Here is a 20879-nt window from a genome sequence, read left to right as displayed (position 1 = left end):
ACCCGCAGAGTTCACCTTGCGAGCCCGGACTTTTCCTCCCTCAAGGCCCCGGGCGCGCGTCCGATAAAAGAGAATGCATCCATTGGCGGGCCGCCTTCCCTTGGACCCGTTGCGCAAAACGTGCCTCGCCACGGACTGATCTCTGAATATCAACATGCGCAAGCGCATCGCCATCGAACACCTGCGGGTGGGCATGTACCTCGACGAATTTGTCGGCTCGTGGCTCGACCACCCGTTCTGGCGGGCCCGTTTTCGCGTGGAAGACGCCACCCAATTGCAGCGGCTGCGTGCCAGCGGCGTACGTGAGGTGTGGATCGACACCACGCGCGGCACCGACGTAGCCGCCGCCAATGCGGCACCTCCGGCGCCCGAAGTCCCGGCACCGCCCGCCTGCTCGGCCGACGCCAACATCGCGCCCCGCCCTATCACGTATGCGGAAGAAATGCGCCGCGCCGCCCGCCTCATCAGCAAGGCCGAGGTGGCCGTGCAGGCCATGTTTGCCGACGCGCGCATGGGCCGCACGATCGAAGCGCGCGACGCACTGCCGTTGGTGGAAGCCATTTCCGGCTCGGTCGACCGGCACCCCAGCGCACTGACCAGCCTCGTGCGCCTGAAAACGAAAGACCGCTACACCTTTCTGCATTCCGTGGCCGTGTGCGCGCTGATGGTGTCGCTGGGCCGCCAGTTGGGGCTGTCCGATGACGAAGTCCGCGACGCCGGCCTGGCCGGCCTGCTGCATGACATCGGCAAGATCGCGATTCCGCCCGAGGTGTTGAACAAGCCCGGCGCGCTAACCGATGCTGAATTCCGCCACGTGATCGTCCACCCGCAGGCAGGACACGACATCCTGGCCGGCGACAGCAGCATGCGCGACATCGCGCTCGACGTCTGCCTGCACCACCACGAGCGCATGGACGGCACGGGCTATCCGCACAAGCTGGCTGGCGAAGGCATCTCGCTGTTTGCGCGCATGGGCGCCATCTGCGACGTGTACGACGCGGTCACGTCCGACCGCCCGTACAAGAAAGCGTGGGAAGCCGCCTACGCGGTGCAGCGCATGGTCGAATGGCGCGGCAACCATTTCGACCCGATGGTGTTCAACGCGTTTGTCAAAAGCGTGGGCATCTATCCGGTAGGCTCGCTGGTCCGGCTGCGTTCGGGCCGGCTGGCGGTGGTCATGCAGCATGCGCCGGGTGCACTGCTCACGCCCACGGTCAAGGTATTCTTCTCAATATCGTCGGGCACGCGGATTGCGCCCGAACTCATCGATCTGGCGCAGACCGGCGACCAGATCGTCTCGCGAGAAGAACCCCGCGACTGGGGCCTGACCGACCTCAACGAACTTTGGATACACGGCGACTGATCCGTAGTCCCTTTCTGTGGCGCTTGCTGGCATGGCTTGCGCTGGGTTGGCTGACGTGCAGCGCATCGGCCTTCGCCGAACAACCACTGCGGATCGGCTCCAAACGCTTCACCGAGTCGTACGTGCTGGGCGAGATCCTCACGCAGACCGCAGCCCCGCACGGCCCCGCCGAACACGTACCGGGCCTGGGCAACACCGCCATCGTCTTTGCCGCGCTCAAGAACGGAAGCATCGACGTCTACCCGGACTACCTCGGCACCATCGCCGCTGAAATCCTGCACTTGCCTGCCGAGCAGGCTGCCAACCCCGATCAGGCCGCGCTGCTGGCGGACGTGAACCGTGGCCTAGCGCCGATGGGCCTGGCGGCCGGCGTGCCACTCGGCTTTGAAGACACCTACGCGCTTGCCATGCGCAACGCCGATGCCGAACGCGAGCACATCCGCACGCTAGCCGATCTGGCGACGCACCCGGCGCTGCGGCTTGGCCTGTCGCACGAATTTCTCGGCCGCGCCGATGGCTGGCCGGCCATTGCGCAGCACTACAAGCTGCCGCAACACCCGACGGGCCTCGACCACGGCGTCGCCTACGACGCGCTGCGCGCCAGCCAGGTCGACGTGATCGACATCTACTCCACCGACGCCAAGATCCGCCGCGAACATCTGCGTGTGCTCGACGACCCTGCGCACGTCTTCCCGCGCTACGACGCCGTGCTGCTCTACCGCGCCGACGTTGCGCAACGGCACCCGGCGCAATGGCAGGCCATCAGCGCACTCGCTGGGCGCATCCAGCGCGACGATATGGTGGCGATGAATGCGGCGGTCGAACTCGAAGGCCAGTCGTTCTCGCAAGCCGCGCTGCAGTTTCTCGCCGGGCATGGCAGCACGCCAGCCGCTACCCCGGCTCATGCATTCTTCACCCGGCTGACGGACGGCCTTGGGCGGCTCACGCAACGGCATCTGATGCTGGTGGGTATTTCGACTGGCATTGCCGTGCTGCTCGGCGTGCCGCTGGGTCTCGTGGCCGCGCGTCGCCGGATCAAGCAGCCGATCCTTGCCGTCGTGGGCGTGCTGCAGACGATTCCGTCGCTGGCCTTGCTCGCGATGCTCATCCCAATCGTCGGATCGATTGGCGTGGTGCCGGCGCTGATTGCGCTGGCGGTCTATGCGCTGTTGCCCATCGTGCGCAATACCATTGTCGGATTGGAACAGGTGCCCGATGGCTTGCGCGATGCGGCATTGGCGCTGGGGCTCACACCGTCGCAACGCACGCGCGTGGTGGATCTGCCGCTGGCGCTGCCGGTCATCCTGGCCGGCGTCAAAACCGCCGCGGTCATCAGCGTGGGTACGGCGACCATCGCGGCGTTCATCGGTGCCGGCGGCTATGGCGAACGCATCGCCACGGGGCTCGCACTCAACGACAGTGCAACGCTGCTCGCGGGCGCCATCCCTGCCGCAGTGCTGGCGCTGCTCGTGCAGGGGGCGTTCGAGGTGGTCGAATGGTGGCTGCGCCGACACGGCAGCGACACCCCGCTGCACTGACGAGCGCGCGCGTGGGCGTTCCATTACCATCGCGGTCATTCCAGCCGCCTTGCACACCCCGCTTATGACCACGCTTCCGTTTTCCACCGCCCTGCTCGTCGCTGCGGCCGGCGTCTATGCCGGCGCCCAGAATGCCCTCGCGGGCGGCGGGTCGTTCATCACGTTTCCGGCCTTGCTGCTGGCGGGGCTCAACCCGCTGGGCGCCAACATGACTTCGACGATCGCGCTGTTCCCCAGCCAGATCACCTCATCGATTGCCGGGCGCAAACTGGCCGGCGGCGTCGATGCTGGCGAACATCACCTCTCGCTCAAGCAACTCATCGTCATCAGTCTGGTGGGCGGCGTGCTTGGCGCGCTGTTGCTGCTGGCGACGCCGCCGTCGTTCTTTGCCAAGCTGGTGCCGTATCTCGTGCTGTTTGCGACCAGCGTGTTTGCGTGGGGCAGCTTCCGCCGCAAGCCGTTGCACGCGACATCCGGCATTTCGACCACCGCGCTGGCGACCGCGCAGTTTGCGATTGCCATTTACGGGGGCTACTTCGGCGGCGGGATCGGCTTCCTGATGCTCGCGGCGCTGACTGTGGCCGGCCAGCAGGTGCGCATGGCGGGCGCGACCAAGAACGTGCTCGCCATGACGATGAATGCATCCGCCGTGGCGGTGTTTGCTTTCTCGCCGCAGGTCAACTGGGCAGCCGTGGTGGCGCTGGGCATCGGCGGCATCGCGGGCGGATTTGCCGGCGCGTGGCTACTGCACCGGTTGCCGGAAAAAGTGCTGCGCGGCTTCGTCGTCATCGTCGGCATCATCCTGACGGTCTGGCTGTTCATGCGGGCCTGAAAGCGGCATCCGACCTTGCTTGACAGCGTTTGTCCGACAGACGGTTCAGTCAACGTCTACTGTCTGCCGGTTTGCCGCTTTCCTATTGTGACGTTTGGGACGCGCGCCAGGATGGCACGCCGCATGCGTGTCATGGAGTCCGCCCCGTTTCACAACAAGGAGAACGAGCATGCAAGCACGCAAGATGTCGAGTCTGGCCGCGGCGATCGCCGTGGCCGCCTGTGCGTGGATCGGCGCGGCGCCCGCGCAGGCCCAGCAGAAGGATCACAGCGCAGTGACGGGCGTCGACAGCCAAATGGAGGGCCCACGCACCCAGGTTCAGCGCAACGCCGATGCCGCTGCCAATCCCGGCTATCACAACAACGCCACCGGCGCGCAACCCGAAGCCACGCCCGGCACGCTCAAACAGAAAGTCCATCGTGCGCATATGAAGACCGACAAGTGGGTCGACAAGCACGTCACGCACCGCCATGGCAAGGCCAAGGCGACGACGGAATCGTCGTCGGACCGTGCATTCTGGTCACATCGCGCCAACCAGTGCGATTCACTGGTGGGTGAAGCGCAGCGCGTCTGCCGCGAACGCCGCTCGGAAGCTGGCGGCAGCATGCAATAACCGTATCTGCCCATGAAAAAAGCCGACGTTTGTGCGTCGGCTTTTTCATTGCGGCGATGTCTGCGTCAGACGATGCCGGTGGCGTAGAACACCGCAATGACGAAGAACACGGCCAGCGTCTTGATGATCGTCACGCAGAACACATCGCGATACGCCTCGCGATGCGTGAGGCCCGTCACGGCGAGCAGCGTGATGACGGCGCCATTGTGCGGCAGCGTGTCCATGCCGCCCGAAGCCATTGCCGCCACGCGGTGCAGCACGTCCATCGGAATGCCCGTCGCCTGCGCCGCTTGCACAAACTGATCGGCCATTGCCGCCAGCGCAATGCTCATGCCGCCCGATGCGGAACCGGTAATGCCCGCAAGCGTGCTCACCGTCACGGCTTCATTGACGAGCGGATTCGGAATCGCGCGCAGGCCATCGGCCAGCACCAGGAAACCCGGCAGCGCTGCAATCACGCCACCGAAACCGTATTCCGAAGCGGTGTTCATCGCGGCCAGCAGCGCACCCGACACCGCTGCCTTGCTGCCTTCGGCAAAGCGGCCCTTCACGGCGCGGAAGCCAAACACGAGCACCACGACGATGCCGATCAACAGCGCAGCCTCCACAGCCCAGATCGCGGTCAGCTTGTCGGCTTCAACCGTCAGCGGCTTGGGCAGGCCCGGCAACGCAACCGTGACGATCTTGCCGTACCACGCCGGAATCCAGCGCGTGAACAGCAGGTTCATCACGCCCACCAGCACCAGCGGCGACAGCGCGACGAGCGGATGCGCAAGCGTGCCGGTGTCGGCTGTCTCGGGCTCGTTCACCAGCTTGGTAAGCCCGTGGTCGTAGCCATGGCCATTGCGCACCGCTGCGCGGCGGCGCCATTCCAGATACGACATGCCCACCACGATGATGAACAGCGCGCCAATGGTGCCAAGCCACGGCGCAGCCCACGAGGTGGTGTGGAAGAACGTGGTCGGGATGATGTTCTGGATTTGCGGCGTGCCCGGCAATGAATCCATCGTGAACGAGAACGCGCCCAGCGCGATCGTGCCCGGGATCAAGCGCTTGGGGATGTTGCCCTGGCGGAACATCTCCGCTGCAAACGGGTACACCGCAAACACCACCACGAAGAGCGACACGCCGCCGTATGTCAGCAGCGCGCACACCAGCACGATCGAAAGCATCGCCCGCTTGGCTCCCACCACGCGGATGACCGACGCGACGATCGAGCGTGAAAAGCCCGACAGCTCGATCACCTTGCCGAACACCGCACCGAGCAAAAACACCGGGAAATACAGTTTGACGAAGCCGACCATCTTCTCCATGAAGATGCCGGAAAACACCGGCGCCACAGCCGATGGATCAGTCAGCAACACCGCGCCCAAGGCGGCCAACGGTGCAAACAGGATGACGCTGTAGCCGCGATACGCGGCGAACATCAGAAATGCCAGCGCAGCCAGCACGATGATGACGGACATCGACAATCTCCTCGCATGCTTTTCTTTTTAAGAGCGAAGGATTGTATGTCGCGATGCAACAGATTCCGTTACGCAATCACGCGTATTGAACTGACGGCGGAACTGGCGTTCAGCCGCGCGGGATGGGCGTCTTCGTCACGTCGACGATGACGATTCAATGACGATGCCCCCCGCCTCCTCCGTGCCCCCACCCCCCTCCATGGCCCCAGCCGCGCCCGCCCCATCCCCGGCCACCCCAACCGTGATGGCAGCCCCAGCAGCCGCCCCCGCCAATCCACACGCTGCCAAAGATCGGCGCCGGGTAAACCGGCGCAGGGTAATAGGCCGGACCATAGTAGTAATAGGGATCGTACGGATAGGACGGATACGCAGGCGCCACGGCTGCGGGCGCGATCGGGTTGCCGTAGGCGTCGTAATACGGTGCGACCACGCAGCCGCCCAGCAAGATGGCCGCGCACGCGGCCACCGCGCCCGGCAGGATGGCGCCTAAACGACCTCCAGGTTGCGGCGTGCGGTTCATGATGTGCTCCGTTGGATGCATGTGCATATGCATTCGACAGTGTCTGGCTGGTTCAATTCCAAGGACTTCGTATACCGCCGCAGCGAATCCTTGCCGGATCACTTACCATGACCGCTTCGCCGCCCGCGCTGGGGAGAGATCGAGGCAGGCGATGCCCATAAAACACTGGAGGACACATCCATGCAAGCCACGGCAGCGCCCACCCACGGCGATCGGGCACCGGCACCGGCCATCTCTGCGGCCACCCGACGCAAGGCCATCATCGCCGCCACCATCGGCAACGGCCTCGAATGGTTCGACTTTACGGTCTACAGCTTCTTCGCCGTCATCATCGCCAAGCTGTTCTTTCCCACAGGCAATGACTTCACCTCGTTCATGCTGACGGTCGCCACGTTTGGCGTGGGGTTCTTCATGCGCCCGGTCGGCGCCGTCGTACTCGGTGTGTACGCCGACCGCGTGGGCCGCAAGGCTGCACTCACACTCACCATCATGCTGATGGCGATCGGCACGGCCCTCATCGGCCTCGCACCGACGTACTCGCAAATCGGTATCGGCGCACCCATCCTCATCGTGATCGCGCGGCTCATCCAGGGCTTCTCGGCCGGCGGTGAAGTCGGTGGCGCAACGGCGTTTCTGATCGAGTATTCGCCGGACGAAAGGCGCGGCTACTTCGCAAGCTGGCAGCAGGCGAGCCAGGGCATCTCGTTCATCCTGGGTGCCGCCATGGGTGCGATCGTCACGAATGGTCTGTCGCCCGAGCAGATCGATGCGTGGGGTTGGCGCATTCCGTTCCTGTTCGGCCTGCTGATCGGGCCGGTCGGCATGTACATCCGCTCACACCTGCACGAGCCGCCCGCGTTCGAAGCGCAGAAGGCAAAGGCCGCGAAAGAGTCGCGTCTGGCGCCGCTGTCGCAAGTGCTGCGCGATCATCCGCGCGAAGTGCTCGGCGGTCTGGGCGTGACGATTCTCTGGACCGTCTGCACCTACACGCTGGTGTTCTACATGCCGACGTACGCGAAGCAACAGCTCGGTCTGCCCCTGGGCGCGACGTTCCAGTCGACGGCGCTTTGCGGTGCGATCATCTTCGTGCTGTGCCCGCTGATGGGCACGCTGTCCGACCGCATCGGGCGCAAGCGCATGCTGGGCACGGTGGCGCTCATCATCGCAGCTGCGGCGTATCCGCTCTTCCATTGGCTCAACGTCAACCCGACGGTGCAAACGCTGCTGCAGGTGCAGGTGATCCTGGGTGTGTTGCTGGCGGCGTTCACGGGCCCGGCGCCGGCCGTGCTGGCCGAGCAGTTTCCGACGGCGGTGCGCTCTACCGGCCTGTCGATTTCGTACAACCTGGCGGTCACGATCTTTGGTGGTTTTGCCCCGCTGATCGTGACGTGGTTGATTGCCAGTTCCGGCAGCAAGCTGGCACCGTCGTACTACGTGATGGCAGCGGCGATCATCAGCGTGTTTGCGCTGTCGCTGATGCACGACCGCACAGGCAAGCCCATCGAAAAGTAATCGCTTGAAATAACCCTACGCGAAACACGAGCGAAAAACGGCCGGTGGATCACCCCACCGGCCGTTCATCTTTTGCGCCCAGCAACCCTGCGTTTTCCAGCACGCGCACGCCCGGCGCATCCACCCGCGCTGCCATGACGAGCGCCGCCGCCACCGATTCCGCCGACACCGGCCGCCATGTCTTGGGCACCATCCATCCGATTGCGCGCGACAGGCCTTGCGCAATACGTTCACCGAGCCGAAATTCTGCGCGTGTGCCGAGCAGCAGCGAAGGCCGTACCACCGTCACCGACGGAAAGCCGATCGACAGGATTTCCGCCTCCACTTCGCCCTTGCAGCGGTTGTAGAAGACACCCGATCGTGCATCGGCGCCCAACGCGCTCACCGGCAGAAAATGATGCGCGCCGGCAGCAAACGCCCGCCGTGCCACTTCTACCGGATACTCGACATCAACGCGCCGGAATGCCGCCTGCGAGCCCGCCTGCCGGATCGTCGTGCCAAGCGCGCAGATGACGATATCGGCGGCAAACGCAGACCGGATTTCCGGCGCATCCAGGCGCTCGAAATCGACCACGCATTCACGCAATCGACCGGGCGTCGCCTGCCCTGCTGTCAAGGCCCCGCGCCGCCGTACAAGCGCGGTCACGCCGCCCGCCCTGGGCTGCGCGACGAGACGACGCACCACGGCGCGGCCCACCAGCCCGTTGGCGCCGGCCACCAGAACGGCCGGTCCGCGTGGGCGCTCCGGCGCTTCGCCGCCGGCCGCGAAGCCTTGTCCGACAGGCATTTGCGAACTCGACATGATGTTCTCCATGAAGTTTGCACGGGCCCAGAAACACAGTGTACGGCGTCTGGCGGATCAGTTTGCTGCAGTGCCGCCTGCGCGCTTTCGGTGCGTTTCTAGCGTGAAGAACGCTGGCGGAAATGCAAACAAACCCTGTCGATATCAGGTGTTTCCCGGATACCCGCCCGCAAACCTAGACGGGGCAAGTGTCGGCTGCAAGCAACGGCCCGCAAACCCTTGCAGTTAGGGGATGTGCAACCCTTCGCAACGGTGATATAAAACGGGTCGCAGTACAACGCTGTCCAACAAACCTGAAGTGGGGAACTGACATGACGACCAAATCCGAACTCGTAGCCGCCATTGCGAAAGACGCTGAACTGAGCAACGCCGCCGCCGAGCGCGCGCTGAACTCCGCGCTGGAAAACATCAAGAAGACCGTCGCCAAGGGCGGCACCATCACGCTGGTTGGCTTCGGTTCGTTCTCGTCGGGCAAGCGTGCAGCACGCACGGGCCGCAACCCGCGCACCGGCGAAGCCATCAAGATCCCGGCAACCAAGACCGTGAAGTTCACGGCTGGCAAGGGCTTCAAGGACGCCGTGAACAAGAAGAAGTAAGAGTCTTCTGCCGAGCCCGGCATGCATGCCGGGCCGGGAGACTTGCAAGGGACCCTACGGGGTCCCTTTTCTTTTGGTGCGTTTGATCTGGCGCAACGTCAGCCGACCGGCCACAAGGCCACCAGATAACCGACCGAACCGACACGCGCGACAACCGTGTCCGGATCGCCCTCTGCATCGAGCCATGCAGCCGCGCCCTGCGGTACATCGTCGGCACCAATCGACAGCAGGCCGTGCACGCAATACACCAGCCATTGCATGCCCCGATGCAAGCGCGGCAGCGAGCGGCGCTCGCCGGCTGCCAGGGCAATCGCCTCGGCATGATGTGCCCACGCGTCGCGCCGCGTCATCACATTGAAATCCGAGAGCGGCGCGTCGAGCGTGGCATGCACATCCGCTTCGCCAGGAAAGCGCGCGGGTGCTTCGCCGGGCGCAAGCATCACGGCTTCGGCTTCGGCGCGATGCATCGTCAGCCGGCCGCCCGCAATCACCGCCAGCGATCGGTCAATGCCGGCAAAGCGCGAGAATGGCCCTGCCGCATCCACCTGCGCAGTGCTCACTCGCCAGTCGAAATTGTCCAGCGTGGCACCCGCCGGGGCGATGGCGATTTCGGTCGTGACACCGCCACCGTTTTTCCACGGCATGCGACGCATTGCATCTGTGGGAATCAGCTTCATGAGCGGCGCAACAAGTGATACGCCAGACGCGCCGCTACGCGCACGGTGCGGCGGTCCTGATCGTATTCGGGGTTGGTCTCGGCGATGTCCGCCACGCGCACCTTGCCCGTCGCACAGACGCGCTGCACCAGGGCCTCAAGCACCGGCAGCGTGATGCCGTAAGCCGCGGGCGCGGACACGCCAGGCGCCACGGCAGCGGACAGCACATCCATGTCGATGGTCAGGTAGACGTGATCGGCATCAGCCAGCCATGCATCGAGATCGGTCATGCGCGCATCGAGGTGGCGCTCCTGCACATCAGTGTCTTCCACGTAGTGCGCGTGCAGCGCATCGGCGCGGTCGAACAGCGCGGGTGTGTTCGACAGGCGACTCACACCCAGACAGCAATACGTCAGGTCAATGCCGTGAGCGGCGCAGTCTTCTGCGATCTGGTCGAACGGCGTGCCGGAGTTGCCGGGGCGGCTCGTGCGCAGGTCGAAATGCGCATCGAAATTGACGACCGCCAGACGTCCGCGCCAGCCTTGTTTCTGCCAATGCTGACGCAAGCCCTGATAAGTACCGAACGCAACCTCGTGGCCACCGCCGAGCACGACCGGACGCGCGCCGGCATCGAGCAGTTCGCACACGGTGTCGCCGAGCTCGGCCTGCGCGCCTTCCAGATCGCCGTCGTCACACGTTACATCGCCCGCGTCCGCCAGCACCGACAGGCCATGCGCGGGCACGTTGGCCAACGCCCGGCGGATTTCGCGCGGGCCCTGTGCAGCACCGGCGCGGCCGTGGTTGCGCACCACGCCCGCATCGCACGCAAACCCGACCAGCGCAGGCGCGCCGGACAACGTCGTCGCATAGGCGGACTGCACGACCTGGAACAGGCGCGTCACGTCACCGCGTTCGCCTGTGTCGTCACGCCCCTGCCAGATGGAGGCATCGAACGTTGCAGCTTCGGTCATCGTCATGTGCGTGTCAGCACCGCTTGCAGGAACGAACGCGTGCGCGCTTCCTTGGGCTCGCCAAAGATGACCGACGGTGGCCCGGCTTCGACGATGCCGCCGCCGTCCATCACCACCACCACGTCGGCCACTTCACGTGCGAAACCCATCTCGTGCGTGACCACAAGCATCGTCATGCCTTCCTTGGCGAGCACTTTCATCACCTGCAGCACTTCGCCAACAAGTTCCGGGTCAAGCGCAGACGTCGGCTCGTCGAACAGCATCACCTTGGGCCGCATCGCCAGTGCACGCGCAATGGCCACGCGCTGTTTCTGACCGCCGGAGAGGCTGGCGGGCATCGCGTCGGCCTTGTGTGCCAGCCCTACTTTCTGCAGCAGCTCGCGCGCTTCGGCTTCCGCCTCCTGCTTCGACTTGCCACTCAGCATGCGCGGCCCAACCGTGACGTTGTGCAGCACTGAAAGATGCGGGAACAGGTTGAACGACTGGAACACCATGCCGACCTGCTGCCGCAGTTGGTTCAGCTCGCCATCGGGCAGCAGCTTGCCGTTGTCGATCAGGCGCTTGCCGCAGATGTCGATGGTGCCGCCTTCGGCCGTCTCCAGCCCATTGCAGCAACGCAGGAACGTGCTCTTGCCCGAGCCGCTGGGACCGATGACGACCACCACCTGCGACGCATCGACTTCGAAGTCGATGTCCTTGAGCACGGTGTGATCGCCATACGATTTGGTAAGCCCGCGGATCTGGATCATGGGAACATCCAGCGCGGATTTGAGAGTTTGCGGGTGAGCCGCATTTGTCATGCTCATTGCACCATGCCTCCCGCACGGATGTGGCGTTCGAGCCGATGCAGCAGATAGCTGGCAGCGCTGGTCAGCACCAGGTACACCAGCGCAATGGCCAGGTACACCTCCAGCGAGCGATACGACACGCTGATGATCTTTTGCCCTTCGTGCATCAGGTCGTGGATCGTAAGCAGCGACACCAGCGCCGAGTTCTTGATCAGCGCGATGAACTCGTTGCCCAGCGGCGGAATCATCCGCACCACGGCCTGCGGCAGGATGATGGCGCGCATCGACTGCGCCGACGACATGCCGATCGAGCGTGCCGCCTCCATCTGCCCGCGATCCACCGACTGGATCGCACCGCGCACGATTTCCGACACATAGGCGCCCGAATACACGCCCAACCCCAGCACGCCGCACACAAAGGCCGGCAGCAGGATGTCGAACTGCGGCAGCCCGAAGAACAGCAGGAAGAGCTGCACCAGCAGCGGCGTGCCACGGATGAACGTCACGTACACCGTGCAGATGCCGTAGATGAATCGGCGGCGCGGGTTCAACCGCCCGATGCCGATCAGCAGGCCCAGCACGCAGCCGAGCACCAGCGCCGCGGCCGTCACCTCAACGGTGACGAGCGTACCGCGCAGGATGTCGTGCCAGCCGGCCCAGACGGGAGAAAAATCCAGTTCCATCAGCGTGTCCGTCTGTCGTTACTTGGCGGCGGCGCCAAACCACTTCTTGACGATCTGTTCGTACGTGCCGTCGGCCTTGATCTTCTCCAACGCGGCGTTCAACGCCTTGGTCAGCTCGGGCTGGTCACGACGCACGGCGATGCCATATTCCTCGGTGGTGAGCGCCGGCTCAACCAGGCGCAGACCCGGGCGCGCCTTCACGTAGTACGCGGCAGCCGGGCGGCCTGTGACAGCGGCATCGGCCCGGCCGATCTCGACGAGGTTGAACATCTCGTTGTTCTTCTCGACCTCCACGCGCTCGACCTTCGGGTAGTTTTCGCGCAGGTAGTTGACCGACTTGGTACCCACCTGCACGCTGACCTTCTTGCCGTTCAGATCAGCCGGCGTCTTGATGGCCGTGTTGCCTTGCTTGACCAGCGCGACCAGACCGCCGTGGTAGTACGGCACCGTGAAGTCCACCACCTTCTTGCGCTCTTCCGTGATGTAGATGCCGGAGATGGCCACGTCGAAGCGGCGCGAGATCAGACCAGGCACGAGGCCCTTGAAGTCGATATCGGTCCACTCGACCGGACGGCCCATGGTGCGGGCCAGCGCGTCGATCAGGTCCACATCAAAGCCGGTGCGCTTGCCGTTTTCGACAAACTCCATCGGCGCGAACGTGGCGTCGGTGGCCACGCGCAGTGGCTCGCCGGCAGCGTGCGCAGCGGTTGCGAAGGACGCCGCAGCGGACAACGCCACGGCACAAGCCAGCATCGAATGCATGAAGTGACGACGATTCCCCATGAGTGGTCTCCTTGTGTGATGCATGTGGGGTGAGAAAAAGAATCGGAAAAATCAAAAATTCAGATGTCCTGCAGCCGCGCAGAAATGGATGCAGCCGCTGCAACGGTCATGTCGATCAGGCGTTGCTCCTTGCCACGCACGCGCGTTGCTGGCGCCATCAACGTAATGGAGCCGAGCGCGTGGCCGGGCAGACGGAACACCGGCACGCTCACACCCCAGACGCCGGGGTCGACCTCGCCTTCGGACAGCGCATAGCCCGCGGCGCGAATGTCAGCGAGTTCGGTTTGCAGTTGCGCCTGGCTCTCGGCATCGATGGCAAGCAAGTCGGCGAGGATGGCGCGCGCCGCAGCAGGCGGCATGAACGCCAGCAACGACTTGGCAGAGGCGCCGGCCAGCAGGGGTACGCCGCGCCCCTTTTCGAATGAGCAGCGCAGCGACTGCTGGCTCTCGACCATCTCCAGGCAGACGGCCTGATCCTTGACGGCCACGACCAGCCCCACCGATTCGCCCGACTCGGCCACGAGTTTGGCCATGCCGATGCGCGCTTCCTGCACGAGGTGCGAAGCGTGGTCGAAACCCAGTGCGAGCTGCAAGCTGATCGGGCCAGGAGCATAAGTGCCGGCCGATTCGAGCACGAACCCCCAGCGCTTGAGCATCGCGACCTGACGGTAGAGCGTGCTCTGCGGCAGGCCGGTCAGTTCGACCAGCTCGCGCGCCGCAACCGGGCGGCCGTGGCGCGCGATGGTGGCGAGCACCATCAGCACGCGGTCCGAGCCGCTGGTAGCGGCAGCGGATTGTGCTGGTGAAGGTGTCTGGCCCGGCTCGGTCATCGCGAAACTCCGTCGAGTGATGTTGCGACGGAGAATGCGACGATTTTCTCAATACTTCAACGCGACATTCCCACTTAACGGGAATAGATCGCGAATTCAGTATTTACACCTAGGACGCCGCGGTCACATTCCCAGCCTCCTCATCGAGGCGCGCTTCCAGAAACGCGACGACGGCGTGGGCCGATGCCTCGTTGCGGCACGTCGTCAGCGCGGCGTACAGCGGGGCGGCCAAGCCGTTCAGAAAGTCGATCGGCGCTTCCGGACCTTCGGCCAGATAACGCTGCAAGGCCGAGAACGCGCCCGCTTGGCTCAGGCGCCAGTCCGCAATCGAAGCCTGCCGCACATGGCGCGGCGCAAATGGCGTGGCAGGCGCCGGCTGGGGCGACGTCTTGGGCTTGGGCACCACCTTGGTTGGCGCGCGGCTTGCGACATAGCCGTCGGCAATCAGGCGCGCGAGGTCTTCGGCACGATCGTCAATGTCTGGGCCGACGCTGCTCAACTGCGCCAGGATTTCTGCCGCGCAGCGTTCGCCATTGACCAGCAGCAGGATCGCCCGCTGCCGATGCGTGACGTGCCCACTGCGCGCCTGCAGCTCCTGTGAGCCGCGCTCGGTGCGCGACAGGATGTAGCTCAGATCCACCGTCCCCTCCCTTGTTTTTTATGCGTCTGTTCGATGAAGGGCCAGTCTAGAAAAACCCGGCGCAGCGCGGACCATTTGCGCGCCGCCGGGCGTGCAATACCGGCTATCACGTGCGCAGCATTGCGTTCGTGCGGGCGACCAGCATGGCGATCGATCATCAAATCTGGATTGAAACCAGATCGACTCACAAGCCCTTTATCGTCTGTGATTGGAAATCTACAGTGCAGCGCTTCACCACCAACGGAGTCCACCATGCTTATCCGCCCCGCCCTGCTTGCCGCCGCCGTGCTGACGCTGCCCGCCCTCGCAATGGCACCCGCAGCCATTGCGTCAACGTCCGATGCGGATCTCATCCGCGCGGACCACGTCGCCGCGCCTGATACGCCGCAGGCCGCAGCCGCCGTGCTCGCCGCACGTCGCTACGCCACCTTCTGGCATACCGGTGATGCGGGCTATGCCACGCAAGCCCTGTCGCCCGCGTTTGTCGACCGCACATTGCCCGCCGGACGCGTGCAGGGCACGCAAGGCCCGCTCGATGCATCCAAGGCGTTCCGCACGGCGGTGCCCGACATGCGCGTGGAGATCGAAGACATGGTCGTCGCCGGTGACCGCGTTTCGGTTCACCTGCGCTTTCGCGGACACTTCACCGGAGAGTTCGGCCGCACGCATGGGCAGAACCAGCCGATCGACTTCCAGGCTTTCGACCTGTACCGGATTGCCGACGGCAAGATCGCCGAAAACTGGCACCTCGAAGACAACCAGACGCTGCTGCGGCAGATGGGCCTTCAACCGTAATCCACACGGCTTCATTAACGCCCATTAACAGCGCAACTCCCCGCTCCCGCTATGCTTCGGCCCAGCTTGCAGACCGCTCGGCGGCTGCCAAAGCATCAGAAGAATCGAGCCAATCAACACACAAGAAAATCTTCGGGAGAAGTCCATGGGAAAGGGGTTTCAGGGCGCGTTGCGCGTCTGGGCGGGCACGCTCGCCTGCGCGGCGGTGCTGGGTGCGATGGGGGCGATGGGCGCTACGGCAGCCCACGCGCAACAGGCCAGCGATCCGCAACAGGAAATGAAGCAGGCCTGGTCCGCCGCCAAGGCCGCTGCGAAGGTTGGCCCCACGTCGATCGAACTGCGTGACCAGGCCACGCTCAAGATCGGCAAGGACGAGGTGTTCATCCCGCAGCCGGCTGCCGGGCAGCTCATGCACGCCATGGGCAACAGCAACAACCCCGACATGCTCGGTCTGGTCATGCCCACCAGTGACGATGACGAATGGATGGTGGTCGCCAAGTACGAAGCCTCGGGCTACATCAAGGATGACGACGCCCGCGACTGGAACGTCGACGATCTGTACAAATCGCTCAAGGAAGGCACCGCTGCCGCCAACGAAGAGCGCGAGAAGCGCGGCATCCCCGCACTGGAAATCCAGGGCTGGGTCGAGCGTCCGCACTATGACGCCGCCACGCACCGCCTCATCTGGTCGATGGCTGCGCGCTCCAAAGGCCAGCCGGCCGACGACCCCGGCGCGGTCAACTACAACACCTACGCACTCGGCCGCGACGGCTATATCAGCCTGAACCTGATCACCGGCCGCGACCATGTCGACGCCGACAAGCCCGCCGTGCAAAAGCTGCTCGCCGATCTCGATTTCAAAGATGGCAAGCGGTACACCGATTTCAACTCGAAGACCGACAAGGTGGCCGAGTACGGATTGGCCGCGCTGGTGGGTGGCATCGCCGCCAAGAAGCTGGGCCTGTTTGCGGTGATGGCTGCGTTCCTGGCCAAGTTTGCGAAGGTGGCCATCCTGGCGGTGGCGGGCTTTGGCGCGGCCATCGCCAAGTTCTTCAAGCGCAAGCCGAGCGCGTAAGCCGTGGCCAAACTGCTGATCCTGCTGTTTTCAGGGCTGAAGTTCGGCAAGCTTCTGACCACCGGTGGCACGATGCTGCTGTCGGTGGCCGCGTACGCCTTCGTGTTCGGGTGGCGCTATGCGGTGGGCTTCGTGGTGCTGCTGTTCATCCACGAGATGGGCCACTTCATGGCGGCCCGCCAACGCGGGCTGGCGGTGGGGGCGCCCACCTTCATCCCGTTCGTGGGCGCGTGGATCGATCTGAAAGAACAGCCGATGGATGTCGAAACCGAAGCCCATATCGGCCTCGCAGGCCCCGTGTCGGGCACCGTGGGCGCGATGCTCTGCTACGGGCTCGCGCGCTACACCGACAGCCAGTTGCTGCTGGCGCTGGCCTACGCCGGCTGCTTCCTCAATCTGTTCAACCTGATCCCGCTCTCGCCGTTTGACGGCGGACGCATTACGGCAGTGCTGTCGCCGCGCATCTGGTTTCTGGGAGTGCCGGTGCTGGTGGCGCTGTTCATCTGGCGGCCGAGCCCCATCCTGATCCTGATTGCGGTGCTGGCCGTGCCGCAGCTGATGAAGGCTTGGCGTTACGACCCGCATGCGCCGGAAAACCGTGCGTACTACAGCATCTCGAACGAATCTCGGCTGACCTACACGGTGTATTACATCGGCCTGGTCGTCTTTCTGGCGATGATGAGCCACGAGTTGCACGACATGCTCGGCAGCGTGCGCGCATAAAAAAACCTCCGCACAAGCGGAGGTTTTTTGGGGTCGCCGAAGCGATTCGTGTCTCGTGACAATAAAGTCTGGAAAGCGCGCGTCAAAGTTCGGAAACCGTTTTTGCGAACAATGAATCTCTTCCAGTTCAGTAATCGCCGGACACCACACGAAATCTTGTGCTCTTTCTACCACATCACAGTCATCACTGCAGGCTGTGATTTGCTGGCCAGTTCCAGGCTCAGGGAGGTGAAAGGAATTTTCCCAACATTGGCGCCAATGCCCAACGTGGTAGTCAATGACCAGCCCTCTCGTGCCCCTTCATGGCTGCGAACAGTGCAATCTTGATACCGCTGTGCGGAGCAATGTCTCCCTCTCGCCAGTCAGGCAAAGTTACATCGGCTGAGCTAACGCCAAGCCCCCGCAACTGCAACGCCAGCTCCTGAGGGTCACTACAAACGAGATCTCGACCATCTTCGAATGTTGCCCGGAGCTTGTCTTCCCACTGTGTCACGTGCACTTTCATCGGCTGGCCCTCCAGCTTCCGTCGATGGTTGCAAAAAACCTCCACCCTCTAACGTAGCCCAAAGCGTGCGTCGTCTGGTGCTGCGACGCGTCTCATCGCAAGTTAGACGCTAACTATAGGCGTTTGAAAGCGCCCCATTGCGTGACAGGTATCCAAGAGAACGATGCGCACAGATATTCAGCAAGAACGCGAAGACGCCGATGCCTGAACGGCATCGGCCTTCCTCCAGCCCCCTTTTGAGGGGATGATTACTTCAGTGGCAAGGACAGCAAGTTGTCCGTCTTACGTCCGTCGGCGACCGTCTGCACATACTTGATCCGGCCGTTATTTTGAACGTGGACCCATGCTCCCTTCACATGTGGATTGCGGTCCGGGCACCATACCGCAGCGTTACCGTGTGCCTCGATGTAGGCAACCATCTCTTCACGGGTGCATACGCCACTTTCCAGCACGCGCCCCGCTTGGATTCGATCCCACCACAGGTGGCTAATGTGCTCGTGGCCATTCACACCGTTCGTCATGCGACGGGCCGTGCACTTAATCGTCGTTTCCATCTTGCAAGTCCTCAAAAAAGGCGCCTCAAGACGAAAGTTCGGTGTAGGCGCACTTTCAGTGTCTGCTCTCAGAACCCTCTTGTCAAGGAAAAAAAATGCGCCTACCCTGAACTTCCGAAGCATGGAGAAAATTGTGGCAACCGTTCTTGGCGAAAAAATTCGAGCGCAAAGAAAGCTGTTGAAGTTGACCCTGGATCAACTTGCAGAAAAAACGGGCTCAAGCAAGAGCTACATCTGGGAGCTGGAGAATCGCCCGGTAGTCAGGCCATCCGCAGAAAAAATTGCACGGATTGCGGAAGTGTTCGGAGTCACCGTCGAGTTCCTCTTAGACGACGAAAAACAGGAGTTAACGAACTCCGACGCTGATGAGGTCTTCTTTCGGCGTGTGTCTCAACTTGATGCAAAGAAGCGTGCACAACTGGAGAAATTCTTGAAGGCTATCGACGATGAGTGACCCGACGACACCAGTCGGTTGGGGAATACAACTGGCAAAGCTCTGGATCGCTAGCGGTCAGAGCTTCCCTGTTCGAGTGAAGGATCTCGCGCTAGAGGTCACGAAAGTTCGTTTCCCCGAGCCGATTGGCGTCGTGACTGCTCATGGAGTCGAAGGCATCGACGGCATGCTATCGAAGCGCCAGAAAAAGAAGGACTGGTGCATCTCATACGACGAAAGCGTCACGGTTCCTGGTCGCGTCAACTTCACGATCGCGCACGAACTCGGTCACTATCTTCTGCATCGCAACCAGCGCGACACGTTCCAGTGCGGCCAACTGCAGATACTCGATTACGGGAGTGCCGAATCGCGGCGAATTGAGGCACAGGCCAATACTTTTGCGTCGTACCTGCTAATGCCAAGAAATGACTTCGAGGCGCAAGTCACTGGCCACGAACTCTCATTTGAACTGCTTGGTCACTGTGCGGACCGCTATGAGACCTCTCTGACAGCTACGGCGTTGAAGTGGCTGGAGTTCACCACTGAAGCAGCGATGCTCGTTGTTGCCGATCACGATGAGTTCATTCGCTGGTCCTACCCCAGTCAGGCTGCGAAGCGCATGGGGGCTTACAAGGCACCGGGCGAAATACTCCCGGCCGGCACCTTGGATCAACTCCGAAGCACGGCTTCAGATGCGCGAAAGTCCCGCCGCGTTGCTGTCGGAGTTTGGCACTCAACAGAAGAGGCAATTGAATCCGCTATCGTTTCCGACCAGTTCGAGCAACTGATCTTCATGATTCAGTTCCCATCAGCCTCAATCGTTGATCATGAGGAGGAACCGGAATCGGACGCCTACACCACTCTCGTAGAGCAGCGGCGGGCAGGGAACTGGAAATTGTAGTCTTCCGACACTATCGAGCTCAAACGACCACCGGGGCGGGATCTCATGACTCACAACTTCGAGCGTCTGAAAGCACATATCCTCCCCCTTTCCCGGGCATCCACCTTCGAGGCGGCGCGCTCCGAGTGGGTGCTTGACTCGATTGAGGTTAGCGACGAATTTGATCTATGCCCATGCGGCCAGGACATCAAGGAACATTGCTATCTCCGTAATACGGTGACCGGGCATCAAACCTACGTCGGCAACGTCTGTGTCAATCGTTTCATTGGGATTGATACCGGCACTCTGTTTGACGGCCTGCGCCGCATCAAGGATAACCCCGCAGCGAATCCAAACCTTGCGGTCATCGCGTACGCGGAAGCCAAGGGTTTCCTTTACGACAAAGAACCTCAGTTTCTTCGATCTACTGTCCGAAAAAGAGTCCTCTCTTCCGCACAGAAGGCATGGAAGGAAAAGATCAATCGCCGCATCCTGAATGGCACGGTCGTGAAGCGGAGAACCGCCCGGTAACAACCGGGAGCGAGAGAGGAAAGGTCACCTCGAGGAAACCTGACGGTGAAACTGTCCTTTTCCGTGAAGCTGGACGCCGTTGGTCTTGAGCGTGCAGTGTTTGGCATCGATGCGTTGAGTGAATTTCTGCACCTGGCTCTGCCCGCGCTGCGGCCTTCCGGGACCTCTGTTCTTCGTGCTTCGGGAGCCTGTCACCATATCCACAGAGTCATTCTTTCTTGCTGTCGACAGGTGCACGCAAACCGGCAGGTAACTTGAATCGCTCAACTACCCCCGGAAGCAGCGTTAGGAACGCTATCTCCGTGAGGACCATTGGTGCCATCCGCAGAAACGACATCCAATCTACCGTGGGGCCTGATAGGATCAGGAAGATCACAGCACCGACGAATGCAGCGAATGAGATTGCTGCGGCGCCAACCAACCGCCGCGTGCTGCGCCGCTTCCGCACCTCATCAAAATAGGCGCCCTTTGAGGTCTTGTTGCGTATCTTTGCAACACCGTCGACACTACCAATGACCTTCAGTACGGGCTCGGACGACGTATGGTAGACCTCAACAATCGCTCCTTGCTTGGGAGGCAAGCGATCGAATGCGAAGAGTCTTTCCCTTTCCGTATAGCCGTCAGTCCGTGCTCCAAGACTATCCTGCGAGGTCTGTATGACGTTGGCAGCCAGTAGTTTTGCGCCGTCCTCAACTTGCACTCGTATTGGATCCCTGCCAGAAACCTCACTCCCCAGAATATCCCTGTTTCCTGCATTCCAGATATAAACCAAAGTGCGAGTTACCTGAGT

General features: G+C 62.7%; 25 protein-coding genes. 12 read left to right on the top strand and 13 right to left on the bottom strand.

All coding sequences use genetic code 11. The annotated features are described in order from the left end of the window. The first annotated feature begins 154 nt into the window (after positions 1-154). The 4 genes from BG83_RS0100765 to BG83_RS0100750 all read left to right on the top strand — a co-directional run bounded on the left by BG83_RS0100765 (position 155) and on the right by BG83_RS0100750 (position 4346). Positions 155-1363 (top strand): HD-GYP domain-containing protein, encoded by a 1209-nt coding sequence (locus tag BG83_RS0100765; RefSeq protein WP_024974923.1) that lies wholly within the window; start codon positions 155-157, stop codon positions 1361-1363. After that, complete coding sequence (locus BG83_RS0100760) at positions 1345-2901, top strand: glycine betaine ABC transporter substrate-binding protein (RefSeq protein WP_024974922.1); 1557 nt, start codon at positions 1345-1347, stop codon at positions 2899-2901. The genes BG83_RS0100765 and BG83_RS0100760 overlap by 19 nt, the downstream gene beginning before the upstream one ends. Positions 2902-2965: 64 nt before the next feature. Next, a complete protein-coding gene (locus BG83_RS0100755) occupies positions 2966-3733 on the top strand; it encodes a sulfite exporter TauE/SafE family protein (RefSeq protein WP_024974921.1) in 768 nt (255 codons plus the stop codon). A gap of 169 nt (positions 3734-3902) precedes the next feature. After that, the gene (locus BG83_RS0100750) at positions 3903-4346 is read left to right on the top strand and encodes a hypothetical protein (protein ID WP_024974920.1); all 444 of its coding nucleotides are present in this window, start codon (positions 3903-3905) and stop codon (positions 4344-4346) included. A gap of 65 nt (positions 4347-4411) precedes the next feature. On the opposite strand, the gene BG83_RS0100745 is transcribed toward BG83_RS0100750, so the two are convergent. Further along, positions 4412-5812 (bottom strand): GntP family permease, encoded by a 1401-nt coding sequence (locus tag BG83_RS0100745; protein ID WP_024974919.1) that lies wholly within the window; start codon positions 5810-5812, stop codon positions 4412-4414. Positions 5813-5966: 154 nt separating this feature from the next. Continuing rightward, a complete protein-coding gene (locus BG83_RS28470; protein WP_080693636.1) occupies positions 5967-6332 on the bottom strand; it encodes a hypothetical protein in 366 nt (121 codons plus the stop codon). Between the two features lie 180 nt (positions 6333-6512). Here BG83_RS28470 and BG83_RS0100735 point away from each other — a divergent pair, with 180 nt between their 5' ends. After that, positions 6513-7844, top strand: a complete 1332-nt coding sequence (locus BG83_RS0100735; protein WP_024974918.1) for an MFS transporter — start codon at positions 6513-6515, stop codon at positions 7842-7844. A 49-nt stretch (positions 7845-7893) separates the two neighbouring features. On the opposite strand, the gene BG83_RS0100730 is transcribed toward BG83_RS0100735, so the two are convergent. Next, positions 7894-8646 carry an oxidoreductase gene (locus BG83_RS0100730; RefSeq protein WP_024974917.1) on the bottom strand — a complete coding sequence of 251 codons (753 nt, stop codon included), beginning with the start codon at positions 8644-8646 and terminating at the stop codon, positions 7894-7896. A 311-nt stretch (positions 8647-8957) separates the two neighbouring features. Between BG83_RS0100730 and BG83_RS0100725 the strand changes: the two genes are divergently transcribed. Beyond that, positions 8958-9242 carry an HU family DNA-binding protein gene (locus BG83_RS0100725; protein ID WP_003272088.1) on the top strand — a complete coding sequence of 95 codons (285 nt, stop codon included), beginning with the start codon at positions 8958-8960 and terminating at the stop codon, positions 9240-9242. Between the two features lie 98 nt (positions 9243-9340). Here the strand turns inward: BG83_RS0100725 and BG83_RS0100720 are convergent, their stop codons facing one another. The 8 genes from BG83_RS0100720 to BG83_RS29205 form a co-directional block, all read right to left on the bottom strand. Further along, the gene (locus BG83_RS0100720; RefSeq protein ID WP_024974916.1) at positions 9341-9919 is read right to left on the bottom strand and encodes a HutD family protein; all 579 of its coding nucleotides are present in this window, start codon (positions 9917-9919) and stop codon (positions 9341-9343) included. Beyond that, positions 9916-10875 (bottom strand): formimidoylglutamase, encoded by a 960-nt coding sequence (gene hutG / locus BG83_RS0100715; protein WP_037031474.1) that lies wholly within the window; start codon positions 10873-10875, stop codon positions 9916-9918. Before hutG ends, BG83_RS0100720 begins: the two co-directional genes overlap by 4 nt. Next, complete coding sequence (locus BG83_RS0100710) at positions 10872-11675, bottom strand: amino acid ABC transporter ATP-binding protein (protein ID WP_024974914.1); 804 nt, start codon at positions 11673-11675, stop codon at positions 10872-10874. The genes hutG and BG83_RS0100710 overlap by 4 nt, the downstream gene beginning before the upstream one ends. After that, the gene (locus tag BG83_RS0100705; RefSeq protein WP_024974913.1) at positions 11672-12340 is read right to left on the bottom strand and encodes an amino acid ABC transporter permease; all 669 of its coding nucleotides are present in this window, start codon (positions 12338-12340) and stop codon (positions 11672-11674) included. Before BG83_RS0100705 ends, BG83_RS0100710 begins: the two co-directional genes overlap by 4 nt. Before the next feature lie 18 nt (positions 12341-12358). Further along, a complete protein-coding gene (locus BG83_RS0100700; protein WP_024974912.1) occupies positions 12359-13123 on the bottom strand; it encodes a glutamine ABC transporter substrate-binding protein in 765 nt (254 codons plus the stop codon). A gap of 59 nt (positions 13124-13182) precedes the next feature. After that, positions 13183-13953 (bottom strand): IclR family transcriptional regulator, encoded by a 771-nt coding sequence (locus BG83_RS0100695; protein WP_024974911.1) that lies wholly within the window; start codon positions 13951-13953, stop codon positions 13183-13185. Positions 13954-14062: 109 nt separating this feature from the next. Next, positions 14063-14593, bottom strand: coding sequence for a hypothetical protein (locus tag BG83_RS0100690; RefSeq protein WP_024974910.1), 531 nt, complete (start codon positions 14591-14593; stop codon positions 14063-14065). Continuing rightward, a complete protein-coding gene (locus tag BG83_RS29205; protein ID WP_152543656.1) occupies positions 14584-14847 on the bottom strand; it encodes a hypothetical protein in 264 nt (87 codons plus the stop codon). Before BG83_RS29205 ends, BG83_RS0100690 begins: the two co-directional genes overlap by 10 nt. On the opposite strand from BG83_RS29205, the gene BG83_RS0100685 reads away from it, so the two are divergent. From BG83_RS0100685 to BG83_RS0100675, 3 genes are all read left to right on the top strand, one after another. Then, positions 14846-15388: an ester cyclase gene (locus tag BG83_RS0100685; RefSeq protein WP_024974909.1), complete on the top strand. Its 543-nt coding sequence runs from the start codon at positions 14846-14848 to the stop codon at positions 15386-15388. The two genes, BG83_RS29205 and BG83_RS0100685, sit on opposite strands and share 2 nt — an antisense overlap. Before the next feature lie 145 nt (positions 15389-15533). Then, positions 15534-16463 (top strand): DUF2167 domain-containing protein, encoded by a 930-nt coding sequence (locus BG83_RS0100680; protein ID WP_024974908.1) that lies wholly within the window; start codon positions 15534-15536, stop codon positions 16461-16463. Positions 16464-16466: 3 nt separating this feature from the next. Continuing rightward, entirely contained in the window at positions 16467-17186 is a 720-nt protein-coding gene (locus tag BG83_RS0100675; protein WP_024974907.1) for a site-2 protease family protein, read from the top strand. 753 nt (positions 17187-17939) lie between these two features. Here BG83_RS0100675 and BG83_RS0100665 read toward each other — a convergent pair. Continuing rightward, positions 17940-18245 (bottom strand): DUF3892 domain-containing protein, encoded by a 306-nt coding sequence (locus BG83_RS0100665; RefSeq protein ID WP_024974905.1) that lies wholly within the window; start codon positions 18243-18245, stop codon positions 17940-17942. A gap of 1 nt (position 18246) precedes the next feature. Here BG83_RS0100665 and BG83_RS0100660 point away from each other — a divergent pair, with 1 nt between their 5' ends. The 3 genes from BG83_RS0100660 to BG83_RS0100650 are packed head-to-tail and all read left to right on the top strand — an operon-like array spanning position 18247 to position 20089. Beyond that, positions 18247-18699: a helix-turn-helix domain-containing protein gene (locus BG83_RS0100660; RefSeq protein WP_419177586.1), complete on the top strand. Its 453-nt coding sequence runs from the start codon at positions 18247-18249 to the stop codon at positions 18697-18699. Further along, the gene (locus tag BG83_RS0100655) at positions 18692-19579 is read left to right on the top strand and encodes an ImmA/IrrE family metallo-endopeptidase (RefSeq protein WP_024974903.1); all 888 of its coding nucleotides are present in this window, start codon (positions 18692-18694) and stop codon (positions 19577-19579) included. Before BG83_RS0100660 ends, BG83_RS0100655 begins: the two co-directional genes overlap by 8 nt. 45 nt (positions 19580-19624) lie before the next feature. Continuing rightward, entirely contained in the window at positions 19625-20089 is a 465-nt protein-coding gene (locus tag BG83_RS0100650; protein WP_024974902.1) for a hypothetical protein, read from the top strand. Between the two features lie 208 nt (positions 20090-20297). Here the strand turns inward: BG83_RS0100650 and BG83_RS0100645 are convergent. After that, the coding region (locus BG83_RS0100645) for a hypothetical protein (RefSeq protein ID WP_024974901.1) at positions 20298-20879 on the bottom strand (582 nt) is incomplete at its 5' end.

This window comes from Ralstonia pickettii (assembly GCF_000607165.1).
In the GTDB taxonomy this organism is placed as follows: Bacteria; Pseudomonadota; Gammaproteobacteria; order Burkholderiales; family Burkholderiaceae; genus Ralstonia; species Ralstonia holmesii.
Note: the sequence above shows the minus strand (reverse complement) of the source record. Positions and strands in the feature narration are given on the sequence as shown.